The sequence below is a fragment of the Neobacillus mesonae genome (assembly GCF_001636315.1).
Classification (GTDB): domain Bacteria; phylum Bacillota; class Bacilli; order Bacillales; family Cytobacillaceae; genus Neobacillus; species Neobacillus mesonae.
Map to the genome: position 1 here is coordinate 5,264,670 of NZ_KV440949.1, position 17,828 is coordinate 5,282,497.

A 17,828-nucleotide genomic window follows, 5' to 3' on the forward strand; every position below is an offset into this window, starting at 1 on the left:
TGTACTTTAGCTGATTTGTTCTTCATTTTCGGTGTTTAATAATGCTTTTTTATTCGGTACTATTGTAAGATTTGATCGTTTCAATAAATAATTAAAATGGTCGATTGGCATGGCTCCGTGTCCTTTGCCGTCTCCTAGTGTGAATTGCACCGTTGTCCCGTTATTGGTAACAACGGTCATTGAATCAGCGTGGTTATAGTAGCCTTGTATACCTTGAGAAATTTGAAACTTTGTACCTTCTACAATCGACATTACGTCTCTCCTTTGGTTCATTTTTCCTCAACAAGTATTTCCTTTTTAGATTAAAAAATACCTATTTTTTAAACCCAGCCAAACAACCGCACTGTTTGTGTAATAATGAGCGGAATAATAATAGCGATAGCCGTCGGGATGATGAATGCCATGAAGGTCCATTTTTTACTTTTAGTTTCCTTATATATATTGACCAATGTCGTCCCGCATGGATAATGGAGCAGCGAGAACAGCATCATATTTAAGGCGGTGAGCCATGTCCAGCCATGGTCGACAAATATTTTCTTTAAGTCCACCATACTGTTGACTTCTGTTAAGGAACCGGTTGACAAATATCCCATTAATAAAATTGGAAGGACAATTTCATTCGCCGGTAATCCTAAGATAAAAGCCATCATAATATACCCGTCTAATCCAAGCAGTTTGCCAAATGGATCTAAGAAATGGACGGCATGGAGTAATATACTTGTTTCCCCAATGTAAATATTAGCAAAGACCCAGGTTAAAATTGCTGCCGGTGCTGCAACCTTTACGGCACGAACAAGCACAGACCATGATTTTGTAGCTGATGCCCTTATCACCGTATCAAATATTTTTGGTTTCCGATATGGCGGCAGTTCCAATGTATAATGGGTTGGAATCCCACGGAGAGCCGTTTTCGAAAGTGCCCATGAAACAAAGAAGGTCACAATAATTCCAAAAAGAACAATGCCGACCAAAATTCCCGTTGTCACCAGAGACTTCATTCCGCCGCTAAAACCAGCCGCCATAAATAATGAAGCAAATACAATCAGTGTCCCCCAGCGCCCATTACACGGAACAAAGTTATTGGTCAAGATCGCCAGCATCCGCTCACGTGGTGATTCAATGATTCTAGTTGAAATCACCGCAGCAGCATTACAGCCGAAACCCATTGCCATTGTCAGCGACTGTTTCCCGTGTGCCCCCACCTTTTTGAATAGGCGGTCCATGTTAAAGGCAACCCTTGGTAGATAGCCGTAATTCTCCAAAAGTGAAAAGGTTGGAAAAAAGATGGCCATCGGCGGCAGCATTACAGCAATCACCCAAGTGGTCCCGCGGTATAAACCGAGTACAAGAATTCCATGCAGCCAATCAGGGGCATGTAGAAAAGTAAATATGGCAGTAAGATAGGTTTCCAGCCAGCCAAAGAAATCAGCTATTAGTGAGGATGGAACATCAGCCCCGGCAATCGTTATATAAAACACAATCCCAAGCATAACCATCATGATTGGAAAGCCGAAAATCGGTGAAGTGAAAATCGCATCCAGCTTTTCTGTCTTCGTATCCTTTTTGCCCTTCTTATAGGAAATACTTTCCCTGCATAATTGGTGACTGCGCTCGTATAAATGCTGCACAATGTCATCCCTTAACTGCTTGGTAGACAGCTTTTGAGCTTCAGTGTAAAGCTGGTCAAGACTCACTTAGGAAACCCCCTTTAACACTAGCTGTCTATTAATCTCATCTAATAAGGATTGATCTCCATCCAAAAGACGAAGCGCTACCCATCTTGCCGAAACTTGATTCCCGACAATTTTCCGGACTTCGGGTTCAATTTGCTGGATTTTTTGCTCGATTTCCTCTGGATATTGCAATTGTGCCGGGTGGCATTCGATTGCACCAGTCACAATCCGGTCAATCGTATCAAGAAGCAGCGGGAAACCGATTTTATTTCTTGCTGAAATTTTTATGACCGGTACTCCGAGCCGATTTGTCAGCAGCCGTTCATTTATCTCAATCCCTTGGTTCTCCGCAATATCAATTAGGTTGATGCAGATAATCACATTTTTTGTCATTTCCAGCACTTGAAGGGCAAGATTAAGGTTTCTCTCCAAGGAAGTGGCATCAAGGACAACAAGTGTTACATCCGGTTTTTCAAACACAATATAATTCCTGGCCACTTCCTCATCCTTTGAGTTGGAAAAAAGGGAATAGGTTCCTGGCAGGTCAATCAATTGAAATGTTTTGTTTTTGAATTCCACGCTTCCCTGTGCAAGTGAAACGGTTTTGCCGGCCCAATTTCCGGTGTGCTGTCTTAGTCCGGTTAACGCGTTAAATAAGGTGCTTTTTCCCGTATTCGGATTTCCTGCTAACGCAATCCGATATTCATTCCCCATTTAAAACCAGCTCCCCTTCTATTTTTGAGCTTTCCTCTTTTCGTAAAGCGATGGTTGTTTGGCTGACACGAAAAGCGATCGGGTCACCCAGCGGACTTTTTCGAACAACTTCCACTATAGCCCCTTTCACAAAACCTAAATCTAGCAGCCTTCTTCTCATTACACCGTCTAAATGTAATGCGGTTATTTTTATCCTATTTCCTTTTTCGCCATCCACCAGTTTAATAATGTTAGGTTGGGCCATTTGTCTTTCCTCCCCCTTAAAATGTTTCCCACGTGCAACTTTTGGTTAATTATATGACATTCGTTAAATTTTTGCCACCATTTAGCAAAAAAATTTATAAAAAAAAGCACGAGCGACTCGTGCTTTTTAGATTATTGTATAGTCCTGCCATTCTAGAGGAAGCAGGTTTTGATATTTTGCGGTTAGAAATCGGTCGTCTACCAACACTATTGTGCCATGGTCAGATTCAGACCGAATCAGTCTGCCCCCGGCTTGAAGCACCTTGTTGATTCCCGGATAGATATAGGAATAGTCGTAGCCGTTTTTACCATCATTAGTGAAATGATCTTTTATTAAGTTCCGTTCAAAGCATAACTGCGGCAAACCCACACCAATGACGATGACTCCATTTAGGCGTTCACCGATTAAATCCACTCCTTCGGAAAAAATGCCGCCAAGAACCGCAAAGCCAATTAATGGTTCATCCTGATTTGGTTGAAAAGCATGAAGAAACGCTTCTCGGTCATCTTCTGCCATGTTTGTTGTTTGAACTAGTGTTTTTATATTTTTCAGGTCGGAAGTTTGAAATTCTTCATAAACCATTTGCAAATATGAATATGACGGGAAAAAGAGTAAGAAATTCCCCTTCCGATTTTGGATGACAGTGTGAACCATACTTACGATCTCATTCTTTGTCCGTTCCCGGTCACGGTAACGAGTAGATAATGGCTTGATAAATATATCCGTCTGCTCCTTTGAAAATGGTGTTGGAATCGATAGCAGGTAATCGTCTGGGTCTCCGCCTAGAATATCTTGATAATAATTTAGCGGTGAAAGGGTTGCTGAGAAAAACACCTTTGCACGATACCCTTTCACCATTTTTGCTAATAATTTTGATGGATCCAGACAAAAAAGTTTTAGTGTGACATCATTTCTCGTCTTTTCAGCATAAATCACATAATGATCATCCAAAAGTTCAGCGATTTTTAAAAAATTCTGTGCCACAAAGTATGCTTCTAATAGACCGGGGGTGCTTCCTGTCTTTAAGACCTGTTCAGCTGTTTCGGTAAATTGACCAAGCAGTTCTATAAGGACATCGTCAAGGGTGTCAATGACAAATTCATTTTCATCGGCTTGTTTTTTCAATGTAATAAACCATGAATTAAGCCTGCTGGCGGCTTCGTATATCTGCTTGCTGTCCGTTTTGTATTCTTTTTTTAGCTGAAGGAAAGTCGCTTTTTCCAAACTGGCAGAAAACATCTCCCTTCCGCGGTCGACAAGATTATGGGCTTCGTCCACCAATAATACCGTGGCTTTTTTTTGCTCTTCCAATAAACGCTTTAGGGAAACCCGCGGGTCAAAAATATAGTTATAATCACAAATCACGGCATCTGCAGCGTAGGCAAGATCAATGGAAAACTCAAAAGGGCAAACCTTGTGTTTCATGGCATACGTATCGATTACCTCACGTGTCATAGCTGCTTCATTGCTTAAAATATCTAATATGGCTCCGTTAATCCGGTCATAGTAACCGTCGGCGAATTGGCAATGTTCTTTTTGACAAATTGTTTCATCTTTAAAACATACCTTTTCCTTGGCGGTGATTGTAACGGCTTTAAAGTTGAGGCCTGAGGAAAGCATCCGATCAAATGCTTCTTCCGCTGTTGTCCGGGTGATTGTCTTGGCTGTGAGGTAGAATACCTTTGTTAGCAAGCCTTCGCCCATTGCCTTTACCGCTGGAAAAAGAGTTGAGATGGTTTTCCCGATTCCGGTGGGTGCTTTTGCGTAAAGATTTTTTTCGTCGGCAATCGTTTTGTACACGGCTCCGGCCAATTTCCGTTGTCCTTCCCGGTATTTCGGAAATGGAAATTGGAGCTCTTGGCAGCTTACGGTTCGTTGCGCTTGATGTTTGATTTGGATCTTGGCATATGGGACATAGGCTTTGAGGATATCGAATATTTGAGTCTCTAATTCTGTAAAAGTGAAAGTCTTTTTATTTCGACGGATTTCATTTGTTTCTTTATGGACATATGTAAGCTGCACTTCGATTTCTTGTAATTGCTGTTCTTTGGCGTATATGTATGCATACATTTGCGCTTGGGCCCAGTGGACCGGATAGCCTTCTTTGTCGATTTGTTTAAGAGGCTCTGAGAACGACTTAATTTCGTCAATGACGGTTTTGCCGTCTTGATTTAGCAGTCCGTCGCAGCGTCCGTCGATGATATAAGTAAGGTCTTCGTATGGTATTTCGATACGGAGATATACTTCTTTTTGATCGCCGTCCTGGTATGTTTGCTGGATTTTCTGATGGACCCTTGTCCCCTCCGCAAGAGATTTTTGCGAACGGAAGCGGGAGTCAATACTGCCGGACTTAAAGACATATTCAACTAGTGTTCTTACCGATATGTGAATTTGATTGGTCATGAAAATCACCTGTAGGGAATGTGTGTTTGGTATTGATTATATCAAAAAGTAATGAAAAAAGATATTTTCATTCTGTGGGCATAGGGAGATGATTCATGAGAACTGAGACTGCGGGAAAGATCTTTCTTTAATTCTCATAAAAGGTTCATGAGAACAGAAACGTCGGGAAACTCCCTTCTTCTGTTCTCATAAAGGGTTCATGAGAACTGAAAGCTGAACTGCCCCCTTTTACCAGTTCTCATAGCAGGTTACCCGCGAATCTGCCCGTTCCCTTGAACAATCGCCTTCGTTGTCGTGATTGCCTTCAGTCCCATTGGTCCGCGGGCGTGCAGTTTTTGTGTGCTGATGCCGATTTCCGCGCCATAACCAAACTGCTCGCCATCGGTAAACCGAGTGGAGGCATTATGATACAACACAGCAGCATCTACCCCACGGAAAAATAAAAGAACATTTTCAGCATTTTCACTAATAATTGCCTCGGAATGTTTCGTCCCGTACCGGTCAATATGTTCAATTGCTTCACGAACATCTTCGACAAGTTTTATAGCTAAAATCGGCGCCAAATATTCACAAGACCAATCATCTTCGGAAGCTTCCTTCACAAACGGAAAGGTGGCGGCTAATTCTTGATCCCCGCGCAGTTCAACCCCTTTACTATGAAGGCTGTCCAAAAGTTCCGCCACAAATGGCCAATCTTTATGAACAAGCACCGTTTCAATCGCATTACAAACAGATGGACGCTGCAGCTTGGCATTAACTGCAATATCGATAGCCATTTTTTCTCCAGCACTTTGATCTATAAAAATATGACAGTTGCCAACCCCGGTTTCCAACACCGGAACCGACGCATTTTGTACTACGGATTGAATTAAACCAGCTCCGCCGCGAGGAATCAAGACATCTAAATATTGATTCAGCCGAAACATTTGGGAAGCTGTTTCTCTGCTTGTATCCTCTAAGAGCTGGACCGCATCCCCTGGAATCGCCGTATCCGCTAACGCAGCACGCATTACCTTAACGAGTGCTTTATTGGAATGCAGCGCAGAGGTACTTCCCCGCAGCAGCACCGCGTTACCAGCTTTTAAACAAAGACTCGCAGCATCCACCGTCACATTCGGCCGGGCCTCATATACCATTCCAATTACTCCTAGAGGAACACGCACTGTTTGGATGTTTAAACCGTTTGGACGCTCCCATGCCTCGAGTACCTCGCCAATTGGATCCTCCAGTGCAACAACCTGTCGCACACCTTCTACAATTTGGTCGATGCGCTCACTTGTCAACAGCAGACGGTCCAAAAGGGCTTCAGACATGCCTTTTTCTTTTCCGTCTAGTAAATCTCTCTCATTTTCTTGTAGAATCCATTCTTTTTCCTTGGCAATCTGGTCGGCCATATACACCAACGCCGCATTTTTTTCTTCCTTTGTAAGCACAGCTAATTTTTTTGAAGCTTGTTTTAACTTTCCGGCTTTTTCCAATAATTCGCTCATTTCCTTACCCCTCCCGTAAACTCACCCAATTATCACGATGAATGACTTCAGCTTTTTTATTTATCGAAAAATCCTTCGTTTTGGTACTTGGCAGTCCTTTAACCTTTACCAAATCCTTTGAGGAAAAATAAATCTGTCCCTTGCCAATTGTTTTTCCTTTTAGATTGCGGACCTCTACGACATCCAAGGCATTAAACTCACCAATTACATTGGTGACACCAACCGGCAGCAGGCTTTTCCCCTTTTGAATGATTGCCTGTTCAGCGCCTTCATCGATTTCTATAATGCCGCCAACCTGCGAATGATAAGCAATCCACTGCTTCCGCATTTGCATCTGTGTATGGAACGGTCCGCCAATATAGGTTCCATCCCCTTTGCCAGCCAAAATATCAACCAGTTTTTCCTTCCCTGAACCTGTGCCAACAAAGACACTGACACCGAGAGATAAAGCTTTTTTGGCCGCTAACAGCTTCGACTTCATCCCGCCTGTGCCAACCGAAGATCCTTTTTCTCCGGCAACTCCAAGAAGCTGGTCGGAAACCTCGGCAATATAATGGTATTTTTTTGCTTCTTTTGAAGCTTTGGGATTTCCATCGTAAAGACCATTCACATCAGTTAAAATGATCAGCGCATTGGCATGGAGAAATCCGCTTACGAGTGCCGACAGCATGTCATTATCGCCAAAAGTTAATTCCTCAATTGAAACAGAATCATTTTCGTTAATAATCGGAAGCATTCCGCGGTGCAGCAATTCCGTCATCGCCGAATAAAGATTTTGGAATCTTGTCTGGCTATAAAAATCCTCCCGCGTTAACAATATTTGTGCTGGAACAATATCAAATTGTTGAAAAAGCTGATTATAATGCTGCATTAACAATCCTTGACCAACAGCTGCCGCCGCTTGCTTTCCTGCTACCGTTTTCGGCCGGTTTGGATAACCCAGCGCATGGAATCCCGCTGCGACAGCCCCCGATGAAATTAAGATGACCTCATGACCTTGCTGTTTTAAATCAGAAAGAGCCGCGACATGATCCTTTATTTTTTCTTCACAAATCGTTCCGCAGGCATTTGTTAATGAACTGCTGCCAATTTTCACAACCACCAGTTGTTTCCTCATACATCAAACCCTCTTTTTGAAAAATAAAAAAAACGACTTTTCTGTCCTTATAGAAAGGACGGAAAAATCGTTTCCGCGGTACCACCTTTTTTGATGCCTCGCTAGCGCGGCACCCTCTCGAACCCGTAACGTGGGAACATATCGGCTTATGTTTGCATAAGCGGTTTTCATTAGGGCAGGTTCAACCAGCTTTCTGTGAGAAACCTTTCAGCCGCTGGGTTTCACTCTCTGACACGTTCTACTGATTTACTAGTCCCATACCATTCCAATTTTTAATTACCTTTGATTATCCTTAGAAATGGCCATATTGTCAATATAATTTATTGAAAATTACAAAAGGAGCTGTCCTGTTCAGCTCCTTTTGACGGTTATTGATTTGCTTGTTTCACCCATTCTGCTACGGTCACTGTCCGTTTGGCTTGATGCTTAACTGCTGCTTGCACATCCTCAATCATTTTCCCGTTTTGATCAACCGTCACACTTGTCCCATATGGGTTCCCGCCAGCTCCGAAGGTTACTGGATCAGTGTATCCTGGTGCAGCAACAATCGCTCCCCAATGGTACATCGTAGTATATAAAGATAAAATTGTTGCCTCTTGCCCGCCATGAGGGTTTTGTGCCGATGTCATGGCACTGACAACCTTATTGACCAGCTTGCCGCTAGCCCAAAGCCCTCCGCACGTATCGAGGAACTGCTTCATTTGTGATGGCATATTACCGAATCGCGTTGGCACACTAAAGATAATCGCGTCAGCCCACTCCAGGTCAGCACCTGTTACCTCGGGTACATGAGAAGTTTTTTCGACAGTTGCTTTCCAGACCGGATTTCCTTCAATTACGGATTGCGGCGCAAGCTCTGCCACTTTAAAAATTTTCGCTTCGGCACCAGCTTCTTTTGCCCCTTCAGCTGCCCAGGTTGCAAGTTGATAGTTGGTACCACCCATGCTGTAATAAATAACGGCTAAATTCACGTTTGACATCGTTTTTTTCGGCTCCTTTATTAATAATTCAAAAATAATATTTGGTTTAACCGAAGTTATCATACCCGTAATTATATATTTTCATTCGGCGATCGTTGTATTGGCGGAAAAATTTCAAAAAATGGCGGAATTAAACGGACTTTCCGCGGAATAAACCGGAAAACCCGCGGAATTATCGTTAATTTTGGCGGAATCCAAACAAAAATCCGAGGAAAAAGAAAAATCGAGCAACAAAAAAGCTGCCCGATTTCTTATATCTTTATTTTATTTTATCAAGTGCCTCTGATAACGTTTTAACCAAAAAGTTCAAGTCCTTTTGTTCGATAGTTAATGGTGGTGCTAAGGTTAAAATGTTATTATAACCAGCAACCGTAGCGCCGTTTTTTCCGATAATGACGCCTTTTTCCTTACAGCCGGCGATTACTTTGTTTACTAGGTCAACAGCAAGTGGTTCTTTTGTAACCCGATCCTTCACTAATTCAATCCCGACAAGCAGCCCTTTACCGCGGACATTGCCTACATACGGATGGTCATGAAGCAGGTCCGTTAAGTCATTTCTTAGCTGCTCGCCAAGTTCATTCGAACGCTCAAAAAGCTTTTCTTTTTCCATCAGTTCAATATTTTTCAAAGCCAAGGCGCAGGCTGCGGGATTACCGCCAAAAGTATTAACATGACGGAAATAGTCGTATTCCTCTGAACCCTTAAAGGCATCGTAAATTTCTTTGCGGACTGCGGTTGCCGACAGCGGGAGATAAGCACTGGTAATTCCTTTAGCCATAGTAATAATATCAGGCTTCACACCGTAGTTCATAAATCCGAACGGTTTGCCGGTTCGACCAAAGCCGCAAATGACTTCATCGACAATCATTAGTGCGCCGTGCTTTTCACACACTTTCTTCGCCGCCTTCATGTAACCATCTGGAGGGACAATCACACCGCCGCCCGTAATAATCGGCTCCATGATCATCGCGGCAATCGTTTCGCTCAGCTCCCACGTCATCGTTCGATCAAGTTCCTTGATGGAAGATAGCTCTAGCGGATCTGAGACATTCGTGTCATCTCGGTAGGAATCCGGCGGTGATACATGAATGAAGCCTGGAGCAAGCGGTTCATATCGGTATTTTCGCTGCGCCTGGCCCGTTGCTGCCAAAGCCCCCATGGAGTTGCCGTGATATCCACGATAGCGGGCAACAATTTTATAACGGTTATGTTCCCCTCGTTGCTGATGATACTGGCGGGCAATTTTAAAAGCTGTTTCGTTTGCTTCTGAGCCGCTGTTTGAGAAGAAAATGACATATTCTCCGCCAAGCATCTCATTTAATTTTTCGGCAAGCTTGATAGCCGGGACATGGCTGTTGGATAATGGAAAATAAGCCATTTGCTTTAGCTGCTCATAGGCGGCTTCAGCGAGCTCGGTCCTGCCATAGCCGATATTAACACACCAAAGTCCTGCCATAGCATCCAAATAGCGCTTGCCATCTACATCTGTAACCCACGAACCCTCTGCTTTTTCCGCGACAATGGAAGCGTTCGGACTATGAGGTCTCATCGCATGCCATACATATTGATCATCTTTTTCGTGAAGCGTCTCCGTCTTCTGAACCATTTATCAACCCTCCAAATCTATTAGTCTGGTATTATCATCAAGGAAAAGGGAATGGCGTTGAACCAACCCTCTTCTTTCTTCATTAATCTCAGGCACGATTTTGTTTGATTAACAGGCTGGAAAAATATTTACGGGCATTAGCGTTTCCAATCAGCACCGTTTCCGAAACATTCCCATTTGGATGCACAAATTCAACTGTCGCCCCATTTAAATGCTCTTTGACTTGATGGATTCGGTACCCCTTTTGGATATAAAAATCAATTTTATCCCGTTCTGCAAGATATTGTTGATACTCAGACATGCGTCCACCCCATTTTAATAAAGATCTACATTGTCAGGAACTTTTTGGCCGGCAGGCTGGTTGGCTGGTTCTTCCTTGATAATCCAATCACGACCGACAGAAAGTCCTAAATATTTTTCATCGCTGGGATCCTCAATTTCGGCCTGTGGGAATCGTTTGAACCACCAATATTTTGCAAGGACATAGTAGACAGCTCCACCAACTAAGAATCCGACAAGAAAACCGTATTCCGGAACAAAGTAGGAAACGGCGGCTCCAATAATCCAAGCGATAAAACCAGCAGCATTTACACCGCCAACGTATTTAAACTGGCCGTAATCTTCATATAATTCCGGAACATTAACCCGGCGCTTTCGCAGTAAATAATAATCAGCAAACAAGATACCGACAATTGAGGAAAGAATACCACCGACAAACAACAGGATCGGAATGATGACACCGAACAGCTTCCATGGCTGGACAACCGTTCCGACAATCCCGGCGGTAATAACTCCGGCCCAGAACGGGAATCTAGGACCGCCGACATTGATGAAAATAGTCGCAGCGGGAACCACATTTGCTGCCGTATTCGTTGACCATTGGGCTAGAACAATCATCAATAGTAAAATCGCGAGAATAAAGCCGCCCGCAGATTCTTGTAACGCGATTACAGGGTCATAATTTAGCACAGCGATATAGGCAACTGCCCCAATAATAATCATAAATGTCTGGGTAAGCGGCATGGCAATGAGATTTCCAATTAACGATGCCTTGTTCCGTTTAAACCAGTTCTTCTCATTTGCCGGTGCTTTGATAAACCGTGAAATCGACGGAATATCCGCACTTAAAGTGGCCCAAAAGCCCATATTGCTAAAAATTACAACAAGAAACGCTGTAAACGCTGCCCCACCGGTAACAGGATTCTCCGCCCAGCTCCAAACGCTTCTGCCAGCAGCTGCGGCCTTATCCGATAAGGATGAATACATCCATAACGAAATGATAATAATGACAGGCGCCGCCATATCGGCAAACCGTTCAACGGATTTAATTCCTAATGCAGTGTTAACTAATTGCACAATTGCAAACAGAAAATAGCAAATGAACCAATTATCAAAGCCAAATAATATATTCAAAATACCGTTCATGGCTGTTGCCCCAAAATAGGTGTTAATCCCAAACCACATTGAAGCAGCAACACAGCGGGTAACTGACGGGATATGGGTTCCAATCGTGCCAAACGGCGCCCGCATGTAGACAGGGAAAGAAAGACCATGTTCAATCCCAATATCGGCAATGAGTGAAATGAAAAAGCCGATAGCTAGACTGCCAATAACCGTGGCAAGAATAACCCATGGCAGCGATAAGGTCATGACTCCTGAGCCGCCAATCGCAAATGTCGCTAGAAGCACACACATTCCAACCCACATGAACGAAAACCCTAGCTTTGTAATTTTCCGATCCTTATGAGCAATTGGCAGTAAATCCGGTGTTTTTAAATGACTTTTTTTCATATGAACACTCCATTTCGGTTTTGGGTTCGAGAATTTTTTTCCAAAAACTCTGGACAACCGACGAAAAATATCTTTAAAAAGAAGCAATTGCTTTTTGGGCAAAGCAATTGCTGGAGGTGTTCAATAATGAAGAGTGATCAACTTGTGCGATACACTGCTAGATGGATAATGGTTTATTTTCTGATTCTGGTAAATTGGAATTGTATTTTGCTCTCTTCAAATATTGGCCCGAGCCAGGCTTGCCGACAAATTGTTTATCGCGGACGACATATTCGCCGCGGACTAATACGGAAACCGGCTCTCCTGTGATTTCCATTCCCTCAAAGGCATTGTAATCAACCGCCATATGATGTGTTTCCGCCGAAATGACTCGTTCGACGCTCGGATCAAAAATGACTATGTCAGCATCGGCACCGACAGCAATGGAACCTTTTTTCGGGAACAAACCAAATAACTTGGCAATCCGCGTGGAGGTAATATCAACAAATTGATTTAAGCTGATGCGCCCCTTCTTCACCCCCTCTGAGAACAAGATTGACAACCGATCCTCGATAATCGGACCGCCATTCGGGATTTTTGTGAAATCATCCCGGCCAAGGTCCTTCTGTCCATTAAAATCAAAGGAGCATTGATCAGAGCCAAGCGTTTGGAGCTGGCCGCTTTTCAACGCATTCCATAGGACATCCTGATTCCATTTTTCACGGAGCGGCGGCGACCAAACATATTTCGCTCCTTCAAAATTAGGCTTCTCTAAATAGCTTTGGTCCAAGACTAAATATTGTGGACATGTCTCACCCCAAACATCGAACCCCTTGCTGCGCGCTTCGGCAATTTGCTTTACTGCCTCGGCACAGGATACATGCACAACATATAGCTGAGAGCCTGCGAGCCCGGTAAAGTTGGCAGCCCGGCCTGTCGCTTCTCCTTCTAATTCCGGCGGCCTTGTTAATGCATGATAAATAGGCGCAGTGTTTCCTTTTGCTAACGCTTTTTTCGTTAAGTAATCAATTACATCACCGTTTTCCGCATGGACCATAACCAACGCCCCAAGGTCTTTAGCGGTCACAAGCGTGCGGAATAACGTTTCGTCATCGGCCTGGAAGACGTTTTTATAGGCCATGAACACCTTAAACGATGTGATTCCTTCCCAATCAATGACCTGCGGAAGTTCATTAAGTACTTCATCGTTGATTTCTGAGATCATTAAGTGGAATCCATAGTCGATAACCGCTTTTTCCCGTGATTTCTCATGCCATGTTTGAATCGCTTTTTTGAGCGGTTCCCCTTTATTAGTTAAGCAAAAGTCAATAATCGTGGTTGTACCGCCAAAGGCAGCCGCAATCGTTCCAGATTCAAAGTCATCTTTTGTAACCGTGCCGCCAAATGGCATGTCTAGGTGGGTGTGCGGATCAATCCCCCCTGGAAAAACAAGGCAGCCCTTGGCGTCAATCACTTCCGCACCAGCCGCATTTAAGTTTGCTCCAATTTGGGTTATGACTCCGTCTTCTATTAAAATCTCACCTTGAAATGTATCCGCTGCGGTAACGATGGTTCCGTTTTTGATTATTTTTTTCATCTCTCTATTCCTCCTCAAACGATTACTTCCTCGCGTCTGCTTTACATTCCACGGAGGCATTAAGTGCGGCTTGACGTTCGTTCCATGTCATCGGCGGCAGCTCTCTTGGTACTTCAACCATATCAATGGCACCGTCAACCGGGCAGACAATCGAGCATAAATTACAACCGACACAATCCTCTTCCCTTACTTTCAAATAGCTTTTTCCTGAAGCGTCTGTCAGCATATCGATGCATTGATGCGACGTATCCTCACAGGCAATATGGCATTTATTGCAATTAATGCATACATCACTATTGATTCTGGCAACAATGTTATAGTTAAGATCGAGATTGCCCCAATCTGAGTACTTTGGAACTGATTTTCCGATTAGATCGGAAGCTGCGGCAATTCCTTTGCTGTCAAGATAGTTATTCAAGCCATCAATCATATCCTCGACAATTCGGAAGCCGTGATGCATGGCTGCGGTACATACCTGCACACCGGTAGCCCCTATCAGCATGTACTCGACCGCTTCCTGCCAGTTGGAAATGCCGCCAATACCGGATATCGGGATATTAATATTCGGATGTCTGGCACATTCCGCAACCATATTAAGAGCGATCGGTTTAACGGCCGGACCACAATAACCGCCATGTGCCCCTTTCCCGGCTACATGGGGAATCGTGTTCCATGTGTCGAGATCAACACCCATTAAACTATTAATCGTGTTAATCATACTGATGGCATCGGCCCCGCCGTTAGCTGCTGCTTCGGCTGTGGCGGTAATATCGGTTATGTTTGGCGTCAGTTTCACAATGACTGGGGTTTTCGCAGCTTCCTTTACCCAATAGGTTTGTTTTTCTACAAGCTCCGGCACCTGCCCAGAGGCCGAGCCCATACCCCGTTCTGCCATCCCATGCGGACAGCCGAAATTTAATTCAAGTCCATCCACTCCAACATCCTCTACGCGCTTCACAATTTCATGCCATTTTTCCTGGTTTGGCTCCACCATGAGAGATGCAATAATGGCATGATTCGGATACTTCTTCTTCGTTTCATAGATTTCCTTCAGATTGACATCGAGAGGCCGGTCGGTAATCAATTCAATATTGTTAAAACCTGCTACCCGCTGGCCATTAAAGCTGATGGCAGAAAATCGTGAGGTGACATTCAAGATGGGATCGCCCAGTGTTTTCCACACCGCTCCCCCCCAGCCGGCCTCAAACGCCCGCTGTACCTGATATCCGGAGTTCGTCGGCGGTGCGGACGCCAGCCAAAATGGATTAGGAGACTTGATTCCGGCAAGATTAATGCGTAAATCAGCCATTTTGATTCCTCCTTTGACTTTAATTTTTGGGTGAAATCTTTCAACCTTTCCAAATAATGTCTAATAAGCCAAAACTACAAGAAAAATAGCCAAAACCCCCTGAATTTTAGCCAATACTATTAAAAAAATAGCCAAATCTTCTTTAAAAATTGCCAAAACTAATATTCGAATTTAATTTATCGTTTCAACCGGCGTAAATTGTTTATGAATCGAATATGCTGCTTCTTTCCCCTGCTGGGCGGCTGTAACGACCATCGCTTCTCCTTTTCCTTTGCCGAACATCACATCACCGCAGGCGAAGATTTTCGGATTCGAAGTCTGAAACGTGTCTCTATTCACGATTACTACCCCGTCTTTATGAGCGAGACCCAGCTGCTCAATCAGGGCAAAACGCCTTGTCTGCCCGATGGCTTTAACCACCGCATCTACAGGAATGACAAACTCTGACCCGGCAACCTCAACCGGTCTGCGGCGTCCGTCCGCTTCCGGCTCGCTCAGCTGCATTTTAATGCATTCAATCCCCGTCACTTTTCCATGTTCATCCCCGATTATTCGCTTCGGTGCCGTCAGCCAGCGAAATTCCACACCATCTTGCTTGGCGAACTCATATTCAAAATCATAAGCTGACATTTCTTCTTTTGTTCTGCGGTATAGGATTTTGACATTTTCTGCGCCTAGCCGGACGGAACAAGTGGCACCATCAATCGCAGTATTGCCGGCACCAATCACAACAACTCGTTTCCCGACAAAATCCTTTGATACATGGCCGCCTTTCGTTGCTTTTACAAATTCGATCGCATCATAAACGCCGTCCAAATCCTCGCCGTCAATCCCGAGATTGGGAACATGACCCATTCCGGCCGCCAGTATAATCCGGTCGAAACTGTCCGTCAATTCCTGAACGGTTATATCTTTACCAACCATGGTGTTTGTTCGAATTTTGACATTTAATTTTTCAATCTGCTCCACTTCCCAAAAGGAAATGCGCTGTGGCAGCCGGAATGATACAATTCCGTACGTATTTAAACCGCCTGCCTTTTTAGCACCTTCAAAAATGGTCACGTCATAGCCTAATCTTGCTAGTTCTCTGGCTGCCGATAACCCAGCGGGACCGCCTCCGATTACTGCAATTTTTCGGCCGTTGGTTTCTCCTGGTTCAAATAGGGTTTGTTCATTGTGGATGGCCCAATCGGTTGCATATCTTTGCAGGTTGCCGATCATGATGGGCTTTGTGGAATGGTTCAGGACACAAGCTCCCTCACAGAGCTCCTCGGTAGGGCAAACCCGCGCACAGCTTGCTCCAACCGGGTTTGCCGACATAATCGTTTTTGCAGATCCTAGTAAATTTCCTGAGGCAATTTTTTTAATAAAAGTAGGAATATCAATGCCTGTTGGACAGGCCTTGATGCAAGGGGCATCATAACAATAGAGGCAGCGATTTGATTCTTCCAGCGCTTCCCGGCTGGAAAGTCCCGGTTCAACCTCCTGAAAGTTCTTTTCAAGATTCGTCACGGAAATTCGTTGCAGTTTATTTATGGCCAAAGAGAAACCCTCCTTTTAATTTCAGAATGAGAAGTAAACCCTTTTTTGATAAAATGTAACCGCTTTATTTTTGTGAGAGGACCACCAGCCTTTACGTATGTATTTATCAGATGGACAGTGCTCTTCTTGTACCTTTTTTTGAATCTTACAATAATTTACCATACTTTGTCTTAAGATTTTGTAAAACAATGGCGAAAGGAACAAAATGACTAGGCTGCCGGAGATCTTGCTTATATAACAATGCCTGACAACAACTAAATGATTTGGTACAGTAAAAAAATATCATGCTCATTGAAAAAACTTATCGACAATTTTTCCAAAATGTTTTTGTAAATGTCCCACTAACCTTGAAAAGGACTATACACATCGTATAGTCCGAAATTATTTACGTCTTGATATGGTTTAACACCTCTGGATTCAAGGTTTTCACTAACGGTCTTCCTTCAATGCAGTCAAAAATATTTTGGCAGGTTTTCTCTTTCAATTCGGCTAGTGCATCATCGGAGATATATCCCGAATGCGGTGTTACATATACCTCGTCTAGGTTAAGCAGAGGATCATTTGGATCGGGAGGTTCATTTAACAGCACATCTAGGCTGGCTCCAGCGATGTGTCCTTCGACAATCGCTTGGTAAAGGTCCTCTTCATTAAATAATCCGCCTCTGCTTGTATTCACGATAAACGCCCCTTTTGGCATCAGCTTAAGCTGTTTATAGGAAATAATATTCTGATTCTCCGGGCGCAGCGGGATGTGCAGACTCAAAAGTGTGGACTGCCTTAGTAATTGTTCAAATGATACCGCTTCCACAGAATAATGAGCGAATATCTCTTTTGGAGCAGTGGGAGCATGTGTAATGATTCGGACACCAAAGGGCTGCAGTTTCTCGGCGACTCTGCGGGCAATTTTTCCAAAGCCCAAAAGTCCCACAGTATGGTTGCAGAAGCGCTGAATCGGCAATGTATCCATAGGGTTCCACCCGCCTTCGCGAACCTGCTTGTTGTAGGATGGAAATCTCCTGGTAATCATCAGCATATGGGCAATTGTATGATCGGACACCTCTTCCGTGCAAAATTCCGGTACGTGAGTAACCTTAATGCCTTTTCTTGTTGCTGCATCAATATCAATTGTGTTGTATCCAACGGATGAAGCTGTTATGATTTTGCAAGAATCTAGCTTTTCGATTAACTGGGCATCACATGGAAACCCGACCTGTACAATCACTCCGTCAGCATATGGAGCATAAAGCGGAAGGTCCTCCTCCAAGGTTCCGGACCGGGTAACATGCACATCGTAGCCCTTTTTTTGAAAAATATCACTTTCAACTGTATGGTCAATCCATTCGTCATCTAGAATCCAAACTAAATATTTGCCATTTCGCATCG

At 43.8% G+C, this 17,828-nt stretch carries 15 protein-coding genes; all 15 read right to left on the minus strand.

The annotated features are described in order from the left end of the window. Window positions 1–6: 6 nt before the first annotated feature. Window positions 7–252, minus strand: coding sequence for a hypothetical protein (locus tag A6749_RS24870; protein ID WP_066398781.1), 246 nt, complete (start codon window positions 250–252; stop codon window positions 7–9). A 68-nt stretch (window positions 253–320) separates the two neighbouring features. Next, on the minus strand, window positions 321–1,694 hold the full coding sequence (locus A6749_RS24875) for a nucleoside recognition domain-containing protein (protein ID WP_066398783.1): 1,374 nt from the start codon (window positions 1,692–1,694) through the stop codon (window positions 321–323). Beyond that, on the minus strand, window positions 1,695–2,387 hold the full coding sequence (locus A6749_RS29045) for a FeoB small GTPase domain-containing protein (protein ID WP_066398785.1): 693 nt from the start codon (window positions 2,385–2,387) through the stop codon (window positions 1,695–1,697). It lies immediately after the preceding gene. Beyond that, window positions 2,377–2,631 carry a FeoA family protein gene (locus tag A6749_RS24885; RefSeq protein ID WP_066398795.1) on the minus strand — a complete coding sequence of 85 codons (255 nt, stop codon included), beginning with the start codon at window positions 2,629–2,631 and terminating at the stop codon, window positions 2,377–2,379. Before A6749_RS24885 ends, A6749_RS29045 begins: the two co-directional genes overlap by 11 nt. A 126-nt stretch (window positions 2,632–2,757) precedes the next feature. Beyond that, window positions 2,758–5,034 carry an ATP-dependent DNA helicase gene (locus A6749_RS24890; RefSeq protein ID WP_066398801.1) on the minus strand — a complete coding sequence of 759 codons (2,277 nt, stop codon included), beginning with the start codon at window positions 5,032–5,034 and terminating at the stop codon, window positions 2,758–2,760. Between the two features lie 248 nt (window positions 5,035–5,282). Beyond that, entirely contained in the window at window positions 5,283–6,524 is a 1,242-nt protein-coding gene (locus A6749_RS24895; protein WP_066398807.1) for a glutamate-5-semialdehyde dehydrogenase, read from the minus strand. A gap of 4 nt (window positions 6,525–6,528) precedes the next feature. Further along, entirely contained in the window at window positions 6,529–7,641 is a 1,113-nt protein-coding gene (proB, locus tag A6749_RS24900) for a glutamate 5-kinase (RefSeq protein ID WP_066398810.1), read from the minus strand. Window positions 7,642–8,009: 368 nt separating this feature from the next. Then, window positions 8,010–8,621, minus strand: coding sequence for an NAD(P)H:quinone oxidoreductase (wrbA, locus tag A6749_RS24905; protein ID WP_066398813.1), 612 nt, complete (start codon window positions 8,619–8,621; stop codon window positions 8,010–8,012). A gap of 259 nt (window positions 8,622–8,880) precedes the next feature. Next, window positions 8,881–10,227, minus strand: a complete 1,347-nt coding sequence (locus A6749_RS24910; protein ID WP_066398817.1) for an aspartate aminotransferase family protein — start codon at window positions 10,225–10,227, stop codon at window positions 8,881–8,883. 88 nt (window positions 10,228–10,315) lie between these two features. Beyond that, on the minus strand, window positions 10,316–10,528 hold the full coding sequence (locus A6749_RS24915) for a hypothetical protein (RefSeq protein WP_066398825.1): 213 nt from the start codon (window positions 10,526–10,528) through the stop codon (window positions 10,316–10,318). Window positions 10,529–10,542: 14 nt separating this feature from the next. After that, window positions 10,543–12,018, minus strand: coding sequence for an NCS1 family transporter (locus A6749_RS24920; RefSeq protein WP_066398827.1), 1,476 nt, complete (start codon window positions 12,016–12,018; stop codon window positions 10,543–10,545). A 157-nt stretch (window positions 12,019–12,175) separates the two neighbouring features. After that, the gene (gene hydA, locus A6749_RS24925) at window positions 12,176–13,594 is read right to left on the minus strand and encodes a dihydropyrimidinase (protein ID WP_066398830.1); all 1,419 of its coding nucleotides are present in this window, start codon (window positions 13,592–13,594) and stop codon (window positions 12,176–12,178) included. 22 nt (window positions 13,595–13,616) lie between these two features. Beyond that, entirely contained in the window at window positions 13,617–14,903 is a 1,287-nt protein-coding gene (gene preA, locus A6749_RS24930) for an NAD-dependent dihydropyrimidine dehydrogenase subunit PreA (protein WP_066398832.1), read from the minus strand. Window positions 14,904–15,074: 171 nt separating this feature from the next. Beyond that, entirely contained in the window at window positions 15,075–16,445 is a 1,371-nt protein-coding gene (locus tag A6749_RS24935) for an NAD(P)-dependent oxidoreductase (protein WP_084797975.1), read from the minus strand. Window positions 16,446–16,830: 385 nt separating this feature from the next. Further along, window positions 16,831–17,826, minus strand: a complete 996-nt coding sequence (locus tag A6749_RS24940) for a C-terminal binding protein (RefSeq protein ID WP_066398838.1) — start codon at window positions 17,824–17,826, stop codon at window positions 16,831–16,833. Window positions 17,827–17,828 lie beyond the last annotated feature (2 nt).